17 protein-coding genes are annotated in these 16,944 nt (G+C 64.5%); 5 read left to right on the plus strand and 12 right to left on the minus strand.

The window, feature by feature from the left end:
* Window positions 1–51 precede the first annotated feature (51 nt).
* The 7 genes from F3H87_RS11365 to F3H87_RS11395 form a co-directional block, all read right to left on the minus strand.
* Entirely contained in the window at window positions 52–1,158 is a 1,107-nt protein-coding gene (locus F3H87_RS11365; protein WP_149788632.1) for a class II histone deacetylase, read from the minus strand.
* Window positions 1,155–2,093 carry a branched-chain amino acid ABC transporter permease gene (locus F3H87_RS11370; RefSeq protein ID WP_149788631.1) on the minus strand — a complete coding sequence of 313 codons (939 nt, stop codon included), beginning with the start codon at window positions 2,091–2,093 and terminating at the stop codon, window positions 1,155–1,157. The genes F3H87_RS11365 and F3H87_RS11370 overlap by 4 nt, the downstream gene beginning before the upstream one ends.
* Window positions 2,090–2,956 (minus strand): branched-chain amino acid ABC transporter permease, encoded by an 867-nt coding sequence (locus F3H87_RS11375; protein ID WP_149788630.1) that lies wholly within the window; start codon window positions 2,954–2,956, stop codon window positions 2,090–2,092. The genes F3H87_RS11370 and F3H87_RS11375 overlap by 4 nt, the downstream gene beginning before the upstream one ends.
* Window positions 2,953–3,654, minus strand: coding sequence for an ABC transporter ATP-binding protein (locus tag F3H87_RS11380; protein WP_149788629.1), 702 nt, complete (start codon window positions 3,652–3,654; stop codon window positions 2,953–2,955). Before F3H87_RS11380 ends, F3H87_RS11375 begins: the two co-directional genes overlap by 4 nt.
* Window positions 3,647–4,366, minus strand: a complete 720-nt coding sequence (locus F3H87_RS11385) for an ABC transporter ATP-binding protein (protein ID WP_149788628.1) — start codon at window positions 4,364–4,366, stop codon at window positions 3,647–3,649. Before F3H87_RS11385 ends, F3H87_RS11380 begins: the two co-directional genes overlap by 8 nt.
* A 3-nt stretch (window positions 4,367–4,369) precedes the next feature.
* Window positions 4,370–5,656 carry an ABC transporter substrate-binding protein gene (locus tag F3H87_RS11390; RefSeq protein ID WP_223228037.1) on the minus strand — a complete coding sequence of 429 codons (1,287 nt, stop codon included), beginning with the start codon at window positions 5,654–5,656 and terminating at the stop codon, window positions 4,370–4,372.
* 78 nt (window positions 5,657–5,734) lie between these two features.
* The gene (locus F3H87_RS11395; protein ID WP_149788627.1) at window positions 5,735–6,694 is read right to left on the minus strand and encodes a helix-turn-helix transcriptional regulator; all 960 of its coding nucleotides are present in this window, start codon (window positions 6,692–6,694) and stop codon (window positions 5,735–5,737) included.
* Window positions 6,695–6,917: 223 nt separating this feature from the next.
* On the opposite strand from F3H87_RS11395, the gene gdhA reads away from it, so the two are divergent.
* Together gdhA and F3H87_RS11405 are read left to right on the plus strand one after the other, a co-directional pair.
* Window positions 6,918–8,273, plus strand: coding sequence for an NADP-specific glutamate dehydrogenase (gdhA, locus tag F3H87_RS11400; protein WP_149788626.1), 1,356 nt, complete (start codon window positions 6,918–6,920; stop codon window positions 8,271–8,273).
* 123 nt (window positions 8,274–8,396) lie between these two features.
* On the plus strand, window positions 8,397–9,017 hold the full coding sequence (locus tag F3H87_RS11405) for a YdeI/OmpD-associated family protein (protein ID WP_149788625.1): 621 nt from the start codon (window positions 8,397–8,399) through the stop codon (window positions 9,015–9,017).
* A gap of 301 nt (window positions 9,018–9,318) precedes the next feature.
* Here the strand turns inward: F3H87_RS11405 and F3H87_RS11410 are convergent, their stop codons facing one another.
* Window positions 9,319–10,068, minus strand: a complete 750-nt coding sequence (locus F3H87_RS11410) for a sulfite exporter TauE/SafE family protein (protein WP_149788624.1) — start codon at window positions 10,066–10,068, stop codon at window positions 9,319–9,321.
* Window positions 10,069–10,149: 81 nt separating this feature from the next.
* Between F3H87_RS11410 and F3H87_RS11415 the strand changes: the two genes are divergently transcribed.
* The 3 genes from F3H87_RS11415 (at window position 10,150) to F3H87_RS11425 (ending at window position 13,183) form a co-directional block, all read left to right on the plus strand.
* Entirely contained in the window at window positions 10,150–10,836 is a 687-nt protein-coding gene (locus F3H87_RS11415; protein WP_149788623.1) for a FadR/GntR family transcriptional regulator, read from the plus strand.
* Window positions 10,837–10,950: 114 nt separating this feature from the next.
* Complete coding sequence (locus F3H87_RS11420; RefSeq protein ID WP_188129219.1) at window positions 10,951–12,087, plus strand: serine hydrolase domain-containing protein; 1,137 nt, start codon at window positions 10,951–10,953, stop codon at window positions 12,085–12,087.
* 88 nt (window positions 12,088–12,175) lie between these two features.
* Window positions 12,176–13,183, plus strand: a complete 1,008-nt coding sequence (locus tag F3H87_RS11425; RefSeq protein ID WP_149788621.1) for an LLM class flavin-dependent oxidoreductase — start codon at window positions 12,176–12,178, stop codon at window positions 13,181–13,183.
* A gap of 229 nt (window positions 13,184–13,412) precedes the next feature.
* On the opposite strand, the gene F3H87_RS22155 is transcribed toward F3H87_RS11425, so the two are convergent.
* From F3H87_RS22155 to F3H87_RS11445, 4 genes are all read right to left on the minus strand, one after another.
* On the minus strand, window positions 13,413–13,595 hold the full coding sequence (locus F3H87_RS22155; protein WP_188129218.1) for a TRAP transporter large permease subunit: 183 nt from the start codon (window positions 13,593–13,595) through the stop codon (window positions 13,413–13,415).
* 9 nt (window positions 13,596–13,604) lie between these two features.
* Window positions 13,605–13,832, minus strand: coding sequence for a TRAP transporter large permease subunit (locus tag F3H87_RS22160; RefSeq protein WP_394852168.1), 228 nt, complete (start codon window positions 13,830–13,832; stop codon window positions 13,605–13,607).
* Window positions 13,833–14,057: 225 nt separating this feature from the next.
* Window positions 14,058–15,266 (minus strand): serine hydrolase domain-containing protein, encoded by a 1,209-nt coding sequence (locus F3H87_RS11440; RefSeq protein WP_188129217.1) that lies wholly within the window; start codon window positions 15,264–15,266, stop codon window positions 14,058–14,060.
* A 17-nt stretch (window positions 15,267–15,283) separates the two neighbouring features.
* Window positions 15,284–16,944: hydantoinase B/oxoprolinase family protein (locus F3H87_RS11445; RefSeq protein WP_149792000.1), on the minus strand; the 1,661-nt coding region annotated here is incomplete at its 5' end.

The following is a 16,944-nucleotide window of genomic DNA, read 5'->3' on the forward strand; positions in this document are numbered from 1 at the left end:
AAGGGTCTCCCTGTCCTGTTCACTCCCATATCCGGCACGGACCGATATTCGTCAGCCTACGGCCCATCTGCTTTGCGCTTCGAGGCGCTGGCGCTGGAACAGGTCGAAATCCGGTGCCGATTGCTGCCCGTCCGTGATCTCTTCGAACGGGTCGACGACATCGGTCCGAACGCCCGAAAGTTGCTCGATGGTGGCCAGGCCGCAGAACGGAACCACGACCTCGGCATAGCCGCCCTCGTGCACGGCCACGACCCGGCCGCCGCAGATATCCTCGGCCAGTTCCATCACCTGCCGCGTCATTTCCCGGAAGGTGCCCGAATGGGCCTGCATCCGGCTGAGGGGATCGAAGGCGTTGGCGTCGAAGCCGCTGGCGATCACGATCATGTCGGGGCCGAACGCCCGGATCGCGGGAAGCACCAGCAATTCCATCGCGTCCAGATAGGCGCGATGCCCGCCGCCCGGCAGCAGCGGGATGTTCAGGTTCGCGCCGATGCCCGCACCCTCGCCGCATTCGTCCACGGTGCCCTGCCCGGGGGGAAAGCATCCCTCCTGATGCAGCGAGATCGTCAACGTGTCGCCCCGCTCGTAGTAGACGGCCTGCGTGCCGTTGCCGTGATGCACGTCCCAGTCGAGGATGGCCACCTTGCCCAATCCGTGATCCGCGCGGGCGGCTTCGATGGCGATCGGGATGTTGGCCAGCAGGCAGAACCCCATCGACTGCTCGGGCAGGCAGTGATGGCCCGGCGGGCGGGACAGTGCATAGCCGTTTTCGTTCACCCCGGTCAGCACGTCGGCCACGGCACGCCTGGCCAGTCCGGCCGAAAGCGCGGCGATTTCGAAACTGCCGGCCCCGAAGGGCGAATAGATCCCGGCATTGCCGCCACCGGCATCCGACATCTGCCGGAAGGCGTCGATATAGCTTTCGGTATGAACCCGCAGCATGTCCTCGCGGACGGCGGGCTCGGCGGTCTTGACGTCGAGATGTCCGGTCAGCCCCGACACGTCCATCAGGTTCTTCAGCCGCCGCTTGCTCTCGGGGCTTTCCGCGTGCCCGCCCGCCGAGGGCGGCTGGATGTATCCCCCGACTGGCAGGATCAGCGCATGTTCGCCGGTCGAGTGCCAAAGGCATTTTTCATCAAAGTAGAACGCCGTTGTCATGGCTGGGTCTCCATCGTGGATTTTCGGGAAAGCAGACGATCCAGCGCCCCGGCAAGCCCGCCGGGCATGACCAACATCACCAGGACGGCCGTCGCGCCGAGGGCAACCAGGTACCAGCTCGACGAAAAGGCCAGTGTTTCACGCAGGACGAAGTAAAGCGCGGCACCGAGGAAGGGGCCGGAAATCCGGCCGATGCCGCCGATGATGGTGACAAAGACGATGGTGACCATCCAGTTGATATCGAAGGCGGCGACGGGCGTGATGAACAGCGCCGACAGAAAGCTGACCGCGCCGGCCATGCCGGTCAGCGCGACGGACAGCACGAACACCGCCAGCCGCACCCGGTGCGGCGCCACGCCGATCGAACGCGCGGCCAGTTCGTCATCCTTGAGCGCCCGCAGGCGCAATCCGAAATTGCTGCGCATCAGCGCCCAGACAAGGGCGGTCGCACCAAGCGCCACGGCCAGCGCCAGCCAGTAGGCGCTCGCCCCCATCCATTCACGGTTCAGGCTGCGGGCGGCGGCCAGCGGCAGCCCGGCCGCGCCCCCGGTGTAATCCCACCGCATGACGACGATGCGGAATATCTCGGCCGCGACCCACATTCCGACCGCGAAATAGACCTCGCGCAGGCGGAACAGGATCGGCGCAAGCAAAAACCCCAGCACCGCCGTGACGATCCCGGCCAGCGGTATCGCCATGTAGGGATGCACCGGCAGATCACGCGTGAGAACGTAAAGCGCGTAGCCGCCTATCCCGACGAAGCCATGATGCCCCGGCGACAACAGCCCGCCATAGCCGGCCAGCAGGTTCCATGCCTGCGACAACGCCACCACCACCAGGATTTCGCTGGCCAGGAACAACATCCCGCGATCCGCCCCGAAGGGCAGCAGGACCAGCGCGACGACGGCAACCGCCAGCAGGATACCGGGCCTCATCGCGTCACCTTCCGTCCCGCAAGGCCCTCGGGCCGGATCAGCAGGATCACCAGCAGCAGGATATGCCCGTATAGCAGCCCCGAGGCCGGGTCGAGGCGAAAGCTGATGACATGGACAAGCCCCAGCGCCAGCCCCCCGAGAAGACTTGCCCAGATCGAGCCCAGACCGCCGATCACAATGACCTCGAACGCGATCAGCAGCCGCTCGACCCCGGAAAACGGGGTGACCGAGCTGCGCATCGCCAGCAGCACGCCCGCCAGCGCCGCCAGCGCGGCGGACACACCCATGACCACCGCGAACACCCGGCGGCGTTTCACGCCGAAAAGCCCCACCAGCGCGGGATCATCCGAGGTGGCGCGCACGATACGGCCCCAGCGGGTATGCCCGATCCCCAGATGCAGCACACCGAACAGCACCACCGTCAGGATCAGGGTGCCCAGCGGCAGCAGCCCCACCGGGAACCAGACCGGCCCGATCCGCGCGGTGGCCAGCCAGCCCGGATCCAGCGCGCGGTTGTCGGCGCCGAATATCTCGACCAGCAGGTTCTGCGCCACGATGGAAATGCCGAAGGTCAGCAAGAGCGGCGGCAGCGGGTCGTCGCCAAGCACCCGGTTGACCAGCGCGCTCTGTAACGCATAGCCGACGGCGAACATTCCCATCGTGACCAGCGGCAGCAGCAGCCACAGCGGAACCGGCAGCAGGTCGACCACCGCAAAGGCCAGGAACGCCCCCGCGATAACAAGCTCGCCATGCGCGATATTGGCGATCTTCATGACCCCGAAGATCAGTGACAGGCCCAACCCGAACAGAGCATAGAGCCCGCCCAACGTCAGCCCGCTGAACAGGGTTTCGAACCAGATCATGTGTCGTCCTCTCCGAAATAGGCGCGGCCGATGGCATCGAGGTCGGCGCCCGCACAGGGGCCGGTGAGCGCCGCGCGCCCCTCGAGCAGGCAAAGGAACCTGTCGCCGGCCGCGATGGCGCGGTTCACATCCTGTTCGACCATGATGGTGATCATCTCGCTCTGGTCCCGCAGCATCGCCAGCGCCGCGTGCACCTCCTGCGCGACGACCGGGGCAAGGCCCAGCGACACCTCGTCGAGCAGCAGAAGCGCCGGATTGGCCATCAGCGCGCGACCGATCGCAACCATCTGCTGCTGCCCCCCTGACAACAGCCCGGCGGGGCGGTCGGCGAACTCTCCGAGGATCGGGAACAGGCCGGTCACGCGGTCCAGCGTCCAGGGACCGCGACGCCGGACATTGGCGCCCATCAACAGGTTTTCGCGCACGCTGAGCGAAAGGAACATCCGCCGCCCCTCGGGCGACAGGGCAACACCCGCCGCGGCGCGCCCGACCGCCGGCAAGGCGGCAAGATCGGTATCGCCCAGCCGCACGCTGCCCCGCGCCTGCGTCATCCCACAGATCGCGTGCAGGAACGAGCTTTTGCCGGCGCCGTTCGCACCGATCAGCGCAAGCGTCTGCCCGGGCTGAAGCGACAGGTCGACCCCGAAAAGCGCCTGGAAATCGCCATAGAACGCGTCCAGCCCCCTGATCTCAAGCATGGTGGGCCTGCCCGAGATACAGTTCGCGCACGCGCGGATCGCGGGTGACGGTATCGGGGATATCCTCGATCACCTTCCGGCCGAGATGCAGCATCAGGATACGGTCGCTCGCCGCCTTCAGCGCATGGGCGATATGCTCGATCCACAGGATTGCCAGGCCGGGCGACTTCAGACCCCGGATCAGGTCCACCAGGGCGTGCACCTCGTGCTCGGTCAGCCCGCCCGATATCTCGTCAAGCAGCAGCACCCGCGGCCCGCTGGCCAGCGCCTTGGCCAGTTCCAGCCGCTTGCGATCGAGCAGCCGCAGCTCGCGCCCGGTCCGGCCGGCCTTGTCGCCAAGGCCGGTGCGTTCCAGCGCCTCGTCGACCTGGCCGGCCAGCGCCGCGCCGCGCAGCCCCTGCCCCGCCGACGCCGCCAGCACGAGATGTTCGCGCACGCTGAGCGTCGGAAAGGGTTTGGGGATCTGGAACGCCCGGGCGATCCCGGCCTGCACCCGAATTTCCGGCGGCAGCCCGGTGACATCCCTGCCATCCAGGCGGATCGTCCCGCCATCCACCGGCGTCGCCCCCGCCAGAAGGTCGAACAGGGTGCTTTTCCCGGCACCGTTCGGCCCCATCACGCCCAGGCACTCGCCGCCCGCGACCGTCGTCGAAACACCGTCGACAACGGTCAGCCGGCCAAAGCTTTTCCTCAGGTCGCTGACCTCAAGCATGTCTCAGCCCAGTTGCGAAAGCGGCAGGGTCGTGTCCTCAACCCCGATCGAGGGGGCAAGCGCGTTCTCGGTGATGACCAGATCGTACTCGTGCCTGCCGCCGGTCGTCTTGCGCCACTGGCCGCCGGCAACTTCGGTCACCGCGACGTTCCTGATCGGCGAGCCCGCAAAGTTCACCGGCCCCACCATCGTCGCGATGTCGAGCGCGGCAATGGCATCGCGCACCGCGTCGGGGTTCTTGGGATCGCCCGACGCCGTCAGCGCCGCAAGCCCGGTTTCGAACAGCGCGTGGCTGTAGCCCAGCGTCTGAATCCACTGTGCGCCGGACTGGTCCTCGTAAGCCTGCGCCAGTTCCGCGGCCGACTGGCCCGTCAGCGAGGAATGGAAAGGAACCTTGGGGGTCCACCATACCTCGGTCGACATGCCGTTGCCCCGGTCGCCCAGCGCGTCGATCGCAGACGGGAACAGGAAGGCCCCGGCAAAGGTCGCCGCCTCGGGGGCAAAGCCCATCTGGCCGGCCTGCGCCCAGAAGGTCGACCAGTGCGGCGGAAAGCCGAAGCCGGTGACGATCTGCGCCTCGGCGGCCTTGAATCTGGACACCTGCGCGCTGAAATCCTGAGTTTCGAGCTGGAAGCGGCCACCGTCGATACGCGAATACCCGGCCTTTTCCATGATGGCAGGCAGACCGATATTCGGATCGGAGAATGCCTGGCCCGCGCTGTTGTCAAAATAGAAATCGCCCACGACCCTGTTGGTGTCGATCTGGTCCCAGATACGGGGGAAGGTGCCCATGGCGTCATCCGCCCCCCAGAAGAAGGTAAAGGAATAGGGAAAACCCTGTTCGGGGGTCGATCCGCGCCCGTACATCCACGCCTGCCACGGGCCGATGGTCGAGATCGACGGCACGCCCGCGATATCCGACATCTCGCCCGTGGCGACCGAGGCGTCGAGATCCTGCACAAGCAGCAGGTCCACGCCTTCGCGCTGGATCAGTTCCTGCCCGACCGAGGCCGAGCGGTTGATATTCGACTGGTTGTCCCGCATCAGGAACTCGACGGAATAGGTGTTGCCGCCGATGGTCAGGCCGTTTTCGGTCAGGCGGCGAACCTGTTCCAGCATCCACGGGTCGGACGCGCCGAACTCGGCGCGCGGCCCGGACAGCGCGGTGATGTAGCCGATGCGGATTTCGCGGCTCGCCGCGCGCACGACCGACGGCGCGGCAAGCATCCCCGATGCAGCCGCCGTGGCCGAGAGGAACGAGCGGCGAGACAGTTTCAGTTTCTTTTTCAAGGCTGATCTCCCGGTTGGTTTTATCGTTCTTCCGGGATGTTCACATGTTATCTTTTTTCCGAATATAGTGCAAAATCACTATAACAATTCGCCGCCGCCAAGGCCCAGTTTCCGCGCCAGATGCAGCTTGCCGGAAGCGCCGGTCTTGCGATAGATCGACGCCACCTGGTTGCGGATCGTGTTGACCGAAACCTCTTTCCTGTCAGATATTTGCCGCATTGACAGACCGCTCAGCAGTAACTCGGCGACCTTGCGCTCCTCTACCGAAAGCCGCGACGACAGATCGGCCGGGGCCAGCCGGAGCAGCATAAGGCCGGGCATGTGATGGCGGCTGAACAGCGTGATGTTGCGCCCGGTCCAGGTGCGTTCGACACCGGCCATCCCGACCAGCAGGGCGCCGGCCTCGGCCGGTGTCGGAACCTCGTCCAGAAGCGCCTGCCGGAAGTTCCGCGTCGCCCGCACGATCTCCCCGTTCACGCCCAGCAGCGCCGCCTCGCCGCCCGGCGGCGCAAGCGAGCGCAGCTCCGCCTTCAGCGTCAACGAGAGGCTTTGTTCGAGATGCCGCAGGATGACGCGGAAATCCGATGTCTCCTCGTCGGTGAACCTGGCACCGCCGCTGCGCCGGTAGAGCGACATGAAGAAATTGAAATCGGTCTCGCCCGCCAGCCGGCAATGGCCATTCAGGATCGTGCCGATATCGAATGCGCTCAGGAAGTTCCTGAAATCCTTGTTCAGCCCCGGAAAGCTGGCCTCGATCGACTTTGCATAGACCGCAACGCTGCGCCCGTGCCGGATAAGCGGGTCCTGGTGGGCCACCGCCCGAAGTGCGCTTTCGAACCCGTGCGACAACCCGAATGTCGCCGTGCTGACCAGCGTGGTCCGCCCCCCGGCCAGGTTCGACCACCCCCACCAGGCCGCATCGAACCGCACCAGCCCCGAAAGTATCTCGATCAGGCTGTTGTGATGCACCCGGGAGGACGATTCGACCGCCGAGTTGTTGAGCCGCAGGACCAGATCGCTGAAGTCGGCAAGATGCATATCGGTGCAACCATTCTGCAGGGGCTGCCCGATCTTAACGGCTCTTCCACGACAGTCCAATTCACGATGCACCCCCGCGACATCCGCGCGATTCTGTCACTGCGGGGAACCGCTTGCGCAGCCTTCTGAGATGAAATACGTGATTGCAAAACAGGCAAACAGCATCGGCGTTGCCTGAAATTTCATCATCCGGCGAAAACCTTTCCAGACCCAGAGACGTGACATGAACAGTATCGACGAAAAGCTGCAACCGATCCTTGCCGAAGTGATGCGGCGCAATGCCGGGGAGCCGGAGTTCCACCAGGCCGTTCACGAGGTGATGGAAAGCCTCGGGCGCGTCGTGGCGAAGAACCCCGACTACCTCGAACAGGCGCTGATCGAACGCATCTGCGAACCCGAACGCCAGATCATCTTTCGCATCCCCTGGGTGGACGACCAGGGCAAGGTCCAGATCAATCGCGGCTTTCGTGTCCAGTTCAATTCGGCCCTCGGCCCCTACAAGGGCGGGATGCGGTTCCACCCGTCGGTCAATCTCGGGATCATCAAGTTCCTCGGTTTCGAACAGATCTTCAAGAACGCGCTGACCGGCCTGCCGATCGGCGGCGGCAAGGGCGGCACCGATTTCGACCCCAAGGGCAAATCCGATGGCGAGATCATGCGCTTCTGCCAGTCGCTCATGACCGAGCTTCACCGCCACCTAGGCGAACAGACCGATGTGCCGGCGGGCGATATCGGCGTCGGCGGGCGCGAGATCGGGTACATGTTCGGGCAGTACAAGCGCCTGACCAACCGTTACGAGGCCGGCGTGCTGACCGGCAAGGCCATCGCCTATGGCGGATCGCGCGCCCGGACCGAGGCCACGGGCTTTGGCAACACCTATTTCACCAAGGCCATGCTTGAAACCCGGAATACCGGGTTCGACGGCAAGCGCGTGGTGGTATCGGGCGCGGGCAACGTGGCGATCCACACCATCGAGAAGGTACAGTCCTTCGGCGGCAAGGTCGTCGCCTGCTCGGATTCCAGCGGCTATGTCATCGACGAGGCCGGGATCGACCTTGATCTGCTTCAGGAAATCAAGACCGTCCGCCGCCAGCGTATCTCGGAATACGCGCGACGGCGGGGCGAGGGCGTGCATTTCGTCCCTGTGGGCAAGGGATCGGTCTGGGACCTGCCCTGCGATGTGGCGATGCCCTCGGCCACCCAGAACGAGCTGTCGGGCAAGGACGCGAAGACGCTGGTCAAGAACGGCGTGCAGGCGGTGGGCGAAGGCGCGAACATGCCCTGCACCCCCGAGGCGATCCGCATCCTGCGCGAGGCCGGCATCCTGTTCGGACCGGGCAAGGCGGCGAACGCGGGGGGCGTTGCGACCTCGGCGCTGGAAATGCAGCAGAACGCCAGCCGCGACCGCTGGAGCTTTGAGCAGACCGAGCAGCGCCTGGCCCAGATCATGCAGAGCATCCACGACCGCTGTGCCGAAACCGCCGACGAATACGGCGCCCCCGGCGACTACGTCCTGGGCGCCAATATCGCGGGCTTCGTGCGGGTGGCCGAGGCGATGCGGATGATGGGCGTGATCTGAGCGTACACCCGCGCAACAGCAGATTCTGTATCGGTTTTCCCCGGTTTCGGCCCTATATGTTCAGGGACGAGACCGCGGGTGACGATCGCCCGCCCGCATTGCCACAGGTTTCGGGGGCCCCGCATGATCACCGATATCGAGGATTATTTCACCAGGGGATGCGGACGCTGCGCACGCTTCGACACCCCGGACTGCGCGACGAAACGCTGGCAGCCCGGCCTCGCCAAGCTGCGCGACATCTGCCTGTCCTCCGGTCTGGAAGAGACGGTGAAATGGGGCCACCCGTGCTACATGCATGCGGGCCGGAACATCGTGATCTTCGGCGCGTTCCAGGATGATTTCCGCCTCAGCTTCTTCAACGCGGCGCTCATGGCTGACCCGGAGGGCGTGCTGGAACGGCAGGGGCCGAATACCCGGCATCCCGACATGATCCGCTTCACCTCCAATGACGGACCCGGAAAGCTGGAAGGTGTGATCCGGGCCTGCCTGGACGAGGCGAAGGGCCATGCCGAGACCGGCAGGAAGCCCCCGAAAGACGACAGCCTGCCCGAGCTGCCCGAGGAGCTGGTGCAGGCGCTGGACGCGGACCCGGAGCTTTCGGAAGCGTTCCACGCGCTGACGCGGGGCCGTCAGAAAAGTTACGTGATCACCCTGAATTCGGCGAAAAAGCCGGAAACACGGATGCGCCGCATCGCAAAATTCCGCGACAGGATCATCGCGGGAAAAGGCGCGATGGAGCGTTGAGACGGGCGCCGCCGGGGTGATCATGCAGGAGATTGCCACCGGTTTCGTGATTTGCAACCGAAGGGCATCGCACGGCCGCGGTCGGGCGATCCGACGGTTTGTGGCTGACATTTTATCGTGCAGCCACTTCCTACCTCAGGCCGTGGCACCTGCGGCAGCCAATCGCCCGGCCGGGGGGCGGCCGCGCGATGCCCGGGCCGCTGCGCGGCTGTTCCGGGCTGGGTGCGTCGTTCAGATGTCGTGGCAGGACTCTCCGCCTCTTCCACGAGCGGCTTCTTCCCGCCCGACAGCCACGATCCCCCTAGGTCACGAAGAACAGCACCGTCATGATCGCACCGACCGCAGTCACGAAGTGGCGCAGCAGGTCGGTTCTGACGATCCTGCGGCTTTGGCGCGCGCCGATATATCCGCCCAGCATCGCACCGACGACCATGACGGCCGCCTGCTCCCACGCGATCAGCCCGGCAGTGACGAAGGTCAGGACCGAGATCACCGACAGCACGACCGACAGCAGGCTTTTCAACCCGTTCATCCCGTGCAGGTTCACATAGCCGAGCAGGCCGAAACTGGCGAGCAGCACGATGCCCAACCCGCCGTTGAAATAGCCGCCATAGACCGACACGGCGAGGATGACCGCCGCCGACGAGACCGGACCGATGCTGCGGCCCTCGTCCCGGCGCAAAAGCCGCAAAAGATACGGACCGGCGGCAAAAAGGACGGTCGCCGCCAGCAAGAGCCACGGCACCACCCACATGAAGACCTCGCCCGGCGTGACGATCAGCAGCAACGCCCCCAGCAATCCCCCCGCCGCCGAAAGGGCGACGATGGCGGGCAGGCCAAGCCGCCCTTCGGCCCGTATATCGTGCCGGAACGCCCATGCACTGCTGACATAGCCGGGCAAGGCGATGAAGGTCGCCGTCGCATTCGCGCTGACCGGCGGAACGCCGACATAGATCAGCGCCGGCAGGCTGAGAAAGGTTCCGCCCCCCGCAACGGCATTCAGCACACCGGCCAGGAAACTGGCGGCCACAAGCAGCACCATGTCGAACATCGTCTTTTCCCCTCGTCATGAACCGGCTTTCTGTTGCACGGGCGTCAATTGGTCTGCAAATTGGTCTGGAAAGGAACGCCGATGCCCCGACCCCGTGACGACCTCCAGGCAAAACTGCACCTGCTGCTGGGCACGGCGGCGCCCGATCCCGGCGACCGCCTGCCGCCCGAGCGGGAGCTGGCCCGCCAGCTTGGATGCAGCCGCGAAACGCTGCGCAAGGCGCTTGCAGTGCTGGAGCGGCAGGGCGAGATCTGGCGCCATGTCGGGCAGGGAACCTTTCGCGGCGCGCGGCCGCTGCACCTGCCGGTCCGGGACTCGATCCTGGTCGACGGCGCGACCCCGCCCGACGTGATGCAGGCACGCCTGCTGCTGGAACCGAAGGTCGCCGCCGAGGCCGCGCGCCGTGCCGGGGCACCGGATATCGCCCATCTGCGCGCGCGGGTCGCGGCGGGCAGAACGGCGGGCGACAGGCCCGCCTGCGAGCAGGCCGACGACAGGTTTCACCACGCCATCGCCCGGATCGCGCGCAATCCGATCCTGATCGGCTTCCTGACCTACCTGTCCGGCGCCCGCCGCCGCGCCGCCTGGCAGCGGGAATGGGACAGAACCTATCGCCGCATCGGGGCGGACGAGTTCCGCACGCTGCACAGCGACCAACATGACCGCATCGTGGACGCGATCGCCGCCGGGGATGCCGCGGCCGCCGAAAAGGCGATGGCGATTCATCTCAAGACGATCGAACGGGCGATGACCTTCGGCGAGGGCTAGAAAGGTCGGCTTGCCCGGACCCCAGGTGCCGTGCCCATGGCAACCCCGGACGTGCCCTGTATAAGGGGGCAATGCCGAACCGGCGTGACGACACGGACACCAGGGGGGAACGGAATGACCACAAGCACCGACATTCAGATCGAGGGCAGTTGCGATCCGCGTTTTGCGGCCGTCAAGGATGCCTTTTACCAGAATTTCAAAAGCCGGGGCGAGGTCGGCGCCGCCGTCGCGGTGACCGTGGATGGCGAACCGGTCGTGGACCTCTGGGGCGGCACCGCCGATTCCGGGGCGCGCGTTCCCTGGAAACCGGACACCATCGTCTGCGTGCAGTCGGTCTCGAAGGAAATCATGGCCCTGGCCGTGCACATGGCGGTGTCGCGGGGCCTTATCGACATCGACGCGCCGGTGACGGATTACTGGCCGGAATATGGGCAGAACGGCAAGGAAAAGACCAGTATCCGCTGGCTGCTGGACCACCGTGCCGGCGTTCCCGTCGTCGATGGGGCACGACCGGGGCTGGCCTATGACTGGGCGGCCATGACCGGCGCGCTGGCCGAAACCCGCCCCCTGTGGGAGCCGGGCACAACGCCCTGCTACCATTCGGCGAATTACGGCTTCCTGCTCGGGGAACCCCTGCGCCGTGTCACCGGCATGTCGGTCGGGGAATTCGTGCGCCGGGAAATCGCGGAACCGCTGGGCGTGGATTGCGTCTTCGGCCTGAAACCGGAGGAAGAGGCGCGGGTCGCAACCTTTCTGAACAAGCAAAACCACCCGTCCCAGCAATGGATCGACGAAGGCACCAACATATTCGCCCGAAGCTGGAAGATCTTTTGGGACGACGAGGATTTCAACAGCCCGGAGTGGCGCCGGGCAGAGGTGCCCTCGGTCAACTGCCATACGAACGCCTGGTCGCTGGCCAGGATATGCGCGATGATGGCCGCCGGCGGCACGCTTGACGGCCGGCATTTCCTCGACGCGGAGGTGCTGGACCGCGCGGGCGACATCCAGTGGACCGGCTACGACGCGCAGGACCGCTACCTGTCGCTGTCGCTCGGCTTTCTCATGCCGACGGCCGGCCAGAAGGCGACCGGCCCGCGCGCCCTGGGCATGGCGGGGGCCGGCGGCGCGACCGCCTTTGCCGACCCGGACAAGCGGATCGGCTTCGCCTACACGATGAACAGCATGGACCCGGACCCGGGCACGCCGCGGCCACACGCCCTGATCGACGCGCTCAACAGCGTCGTCGGGTAACCCATGAACCGGCCGGGCCGCGCAAATACCCCGCACGGCCTTGGACCGGGCGCACGCGATGCTTAGCTCTGTCCGAACGGAGGCCGCCATGCAGCAATTTTCACTTCTCGATCTTTCTCCCGTGCCCGAGGGGCAAACCACCGCCGACGCCCTTGCGGGCACCGTCGATCTGGCCCGGGCGGCCGAGCGGTTCGGCTATCACCGCTACTGGCTGGCCGAACATCACAACATGCCGGGGATCGCCAGCGCGGCAACGGCCGTGATGATCGGCCACGTGGCCGGGGCGACCAGCACCATGCGGATCGGCGCAGGGGGCATCATGCTGCCCAACCACGCACCGCTTGTCGTGGCCGAACAGTTCGGCACGCTGGCGACCCTCTATCCGGGGCGGATCGACCTGGGGCTGGGCCGCGCGCCCGGCACCGACATGGCCACCGCCCGCGCGCTGCGCCGGCACATGGCGCCCGAGGACAGCTTTCCGCAGGACGTGCAGGAACTGATCGGGTATTTCGGCGAGGATACCGGCGCCTCGGCCGTGCGCGCCATCCCTGGAACCGGCACCCATGTTCCGGTGTGGATTCTCGGCTCCAGCCTTTATGGCGCGCAGCTCGCCGCCTATCTGGGCCTGCCCTATGCCTTTGCCTCGCATTTCGCCCCGGCCATGCTGGAACAGGCGCTCGAGGTCTATCGCACCACCTTCCGGCCGTCGGAACGGCTGGAGAAACCCCATGTGATGATGGCGGCAGGCGTCTTCGCCGCCGAAAGCGACGACGAGGCGGTGTTCCTGCGCTCCTCGCAACTGCTGTCCTTCGCGCGGCTGAGAACCGGCCGTCCCGGCAAGCTGCCGCACCCGGTCCATGACGTCGGGCAGGAAATCCCCGCGCCGGTCATGGCCCAGGTGCAACAGGCCCTGTCCTGCTCCGCCACCGGATCGCCCGCGACGGTCAGGGCGCAACTGGGCACGCTGATCGACACCTTCCGGCCCGACGAGCTGATGGTGACCGGAATGATCCACGACCACACCGCACGCGTCCGCTCGTTCGAGATCGCCGCCGATATCCTGACGGGGCTGCGCGACCGGGGCTCGGTTGTGTGAGACCGGGAAGGATCGGGGACCCGGCGACGGCAGTCGGGATCGAGGGGCGCTGACCACTCGCTCATCCGCCGGATACACGTGTACATTCGAAGCTCGGCCAACCCGTTCCCGCCCCCTTCAACGCAACATGACGAGTGCAGTCTGAGGAAACGCTGCCATCAGCGCGATGAAGCCCGGCATCCCCGTCGCAAAAGGCAGACACCCCGGACAGATATTGCCCAAGGGAACGTCAGGCGCCACGGTTTTGATGACGTAGAAGCCGAACCAGACCGGGTCGATGCTCAAGAACAGAGCGATCAGAAAACAGGATCGGAACCGTCAGGATGAACGTGCCGAACAGGTCCAACACACAACCCAAGATCAGATAGAACAGCATGACGGCGATGATGAAGATAACATAACCCAGCTCCATCGCCAACATCTAGCCGGTGATGGCTTGGACGAAACCGGTCTGCACCAGAAACCACGTGAATAGCGTACCTCCTACGATGATCAGAAACAACATCGTGGTCAGCGGCGCGCCATCGGTCAGGGCCTCTTGGATCGCCGCGAGGTTCGGGCTACGTTGCACCGTTTCCAGAACCAGAGCGGCGATGACTCCGATCATCGCTCCCTTGGTCGACGTTAATATCCTGCGAGGGAAGCTCACTTACCGCGCAACTACTGGCGAGATAATTTCCTAACTGGCTCGAAAGCAGCCAAAACGGGTGTGGTTTTATCACGACCAGATGTTGCCCCCGTATCCTGTCGTTCAAGCATCCCTCAACAGCCCCCTGCAACAGGGACCGGCCGCATTTTTCACACCGACACCCTTTCGGAATGGGACGGCTATTGCAAGCGTTTCACTGTAATCGGGCCCAAGGAACAGTCCCCCTCAGTTGATCACCGACGAGATCACGAGATCGGAAAAACGTTGCGAGCGGATTCTGGATTTCAGCAGCGTCGGAAAACCGACAACCAGCTGAACGAAGGTGAGGTCCCGTTCAGGATCCACGGCGAAAATCTGCCCCCCGAAGCCCGAACCGGAGAACCCGCTGCTCGACATAAGCGTACCCATGTTGGTGACGAATGTACCTTCACCGCGCAGATAGAGAGAGAGGCCAAGATACGCGGGGAAAGGTTCCATATGCGCGTTCTCGCACACATCCTTGAAGAGGCCGTGAATCTTGTTGCCTGTCTGGTTGGTCGTGGCCGCCGCGATCACAGCAGGCGAAAGTACACGATTTCCGTCGAGAGCACCACCGCGCCGGAACATCTCGGCAAACCGGAATTCATCATAGGCAGTCGAGAACACCCCACCGGCACAGAACTCGACCCTCGCCGCAATGTCGGCCACACGTTGCACGTCCTCGGAAGACAGCGCGTCCTTCCCCTTACCACGCATGAAGGCGGGCGTGGTCCTTGCCTGCAGGTCTGGACGATCAAGGAAACTCAAAGCAGTATCAGCCATGCCAAGCGGCTCGTAGATTTCCTCGTACATAATCTTGCGAAGAGGACGGTTCTTGGGATCGCATCGGCGCACGATCTCGCCCAGCACGGCGTGAGCCGCCCCGGCATGATAGATCACTACCCCGGCGGGCGCTGGATCGTAGGGGGTCTCGCAGAGGATTTCGACATACTTCTCGTTGCCAGCACCGAAATGCTCGAACGGATGTTGCATCGGCAGACCGGCCTGGTGGCTCATCAGGTCGCGCACCGTGACATGTTCTTTTCCCTTCTGGCCGAATTCGGGAATGAATTCCGCCACTCGCGAGGTAATCGCGAAGTGCCCATTGTCGATCCATTTGAGTGCTAGCGCGGCCGTATGCTGCTTGGCGATGGACATGACCGGCAGCACATCATCGACCCGCGCCTTGCGGCCGTTGGGGCGATCAGAAAAACCGATCGCCTCGTGCATGACGACCTGGCCGTGCCGCGCTACCACGATGATCGACCCGTCCGAAACGCCATCCTCGATGTCTTTACGGATATGGGTGCGGATCCATTCGAGCTTGCTCTCATCCATGCCGACATCGGCGGGCCGGGCATCTACCCGCCCTTTGGCCCCGTCCTCTGATACCGTGATAGAGAGATTTCCGTTCATCCTTGCTCCTCCCGTGGTCATCGTGTCGTGCGCAGCGCGGCGGTCGCAGCTTCGTCCAGCCGGCCGTTGTCATCCACGACAACGCCATAGTCGTTTCGGGCACTCTCCCGCGATATGTACCCATCGGCCAGGTCCGACAGGACAGCCTTGATATCCCGGTCCTTCGGATCACCGTGTCCGCCGCCGCCACCGCTGATCAGCCAGAAGATGTCACCGTGGGCAAGCGGCAGGTCGTCTTTTCTCAGAACCTTGCGGGTGCCGTCGGGCTTGATGAGTTCACCATAGGCGGGCTTACCGGCCATGCCTCCCGCCAACCCCCAGGGCGGACAGCCGGTGCGCTCAATATTGACGTTGAGATTGAGTTCAGCATCCGAAGGGAAGGAATAGACTTTCTCAATCCCCAACCCTCCGCGAAACCGTCCAGGCCCGCCGCTGTCCTGCTTCAGTTGCTTGGCCTCGATGCGGTAGTCGTAGTTGGCCTCCTGAATCTCGACCGGCACGTCACGTACGTCTCCATGGGTCAGTGACCGGAAACCACTCGGGCCGTCCTTCCACGAAAAGGCGCCCCAGCCGCCGGACATGGCATCCAGGCTGAAGAAATAGTCGCCCGTTTCAGGGTCTCGACCGCTGATCGTGTGAATTCCATAGATGCCGTAATGCCCCGCGGGAATCCTGTCGGGGGCAGCCTCTGACAAGGCCGCCAGGATCGTGTCGACCACGGTCGATCCGGTATAGCCGCCCTGCCCCATCGGCGCGCCCCGGCTCGCTGACAGGAACGTGCCATCGCGCACGTCGATCGCAAGCCGGTTGAAACCGGCCTCGTTGACGGGAGCGTCGGGCACGGCAAGGAACTTGAAGGCAATACGCCCCACTGCATAAGCTCCACCTTCCTTCGCAAGGTTGATCGGGCCGCGCACCTGTTCCGACAAGCCGTTAAGGTCGATCGTCATCCTGTCATCCTCGACGATCACCTTGACGCCGATATTAATCGGCTCGCCAATCCTTATACCGTCGTCGTCCATGAAAGACGAGGCGGTGTAAGTGCCGTTCGGCAGCGCCTCGATGGCGCGCCTGGCGACCGCATCGGCATCCGCCTGCATCTCATCCATCGTAGCCAGTATCGCATCGGCGCCATGCTGTTCCGCAAGTTCAAGCACCATATCACGGCCGAGAGTGGTTCCACCGAACTGCGCTTCGAGATCGCCGGCCAGAAGCTTAGGAAAACGCGTGTTCGCCTCGATGATACGATAGAGCTCCTCGTTGCGGACACCACCCTCGTACAACTTGACGGTGGGGTACTGGACCCCTTCCTGCCAGATGTCGGTCGTATGAGGCGAATAGCATGAGCCGACCACATAACCGCCGACATCGATCCAGTGGACCAGAACGGCAAAGAATCCGATCAACCTACCATCTGCACGCACCGGCGTCAGCGAAACGACATCGTTGAGGTGGCGGCCCACGATATCACCGTTGACAATGACGATGTCCCCCTCATGAAGGTTGTCATGACCATAGACCCGGATCGCCTCGCGGACAGCCAGCCCAAGCGCGTTGGCTACGAACGCCGGAAGGCTATAGCGTGTCAACGGCGGAGTAAAATTCGGCCATTGTGGCGGAGCAAAAGTCGGCCAGTTTGGGGCGAGCGCCTTGGAGCGTGCGGCCCTCATATAGCAAG

This window comes from Lutimaribacter pacificus (assembly GCF_900142185.1).
GTDB classification, from domain to species: domain Bacteria; phylum Pseudomonadota; class Alphaproteobacteria; order Rhodobacterales; family Rhodobacteraceae; genus Lutimaribacter; species Lutimaribacter pacificus.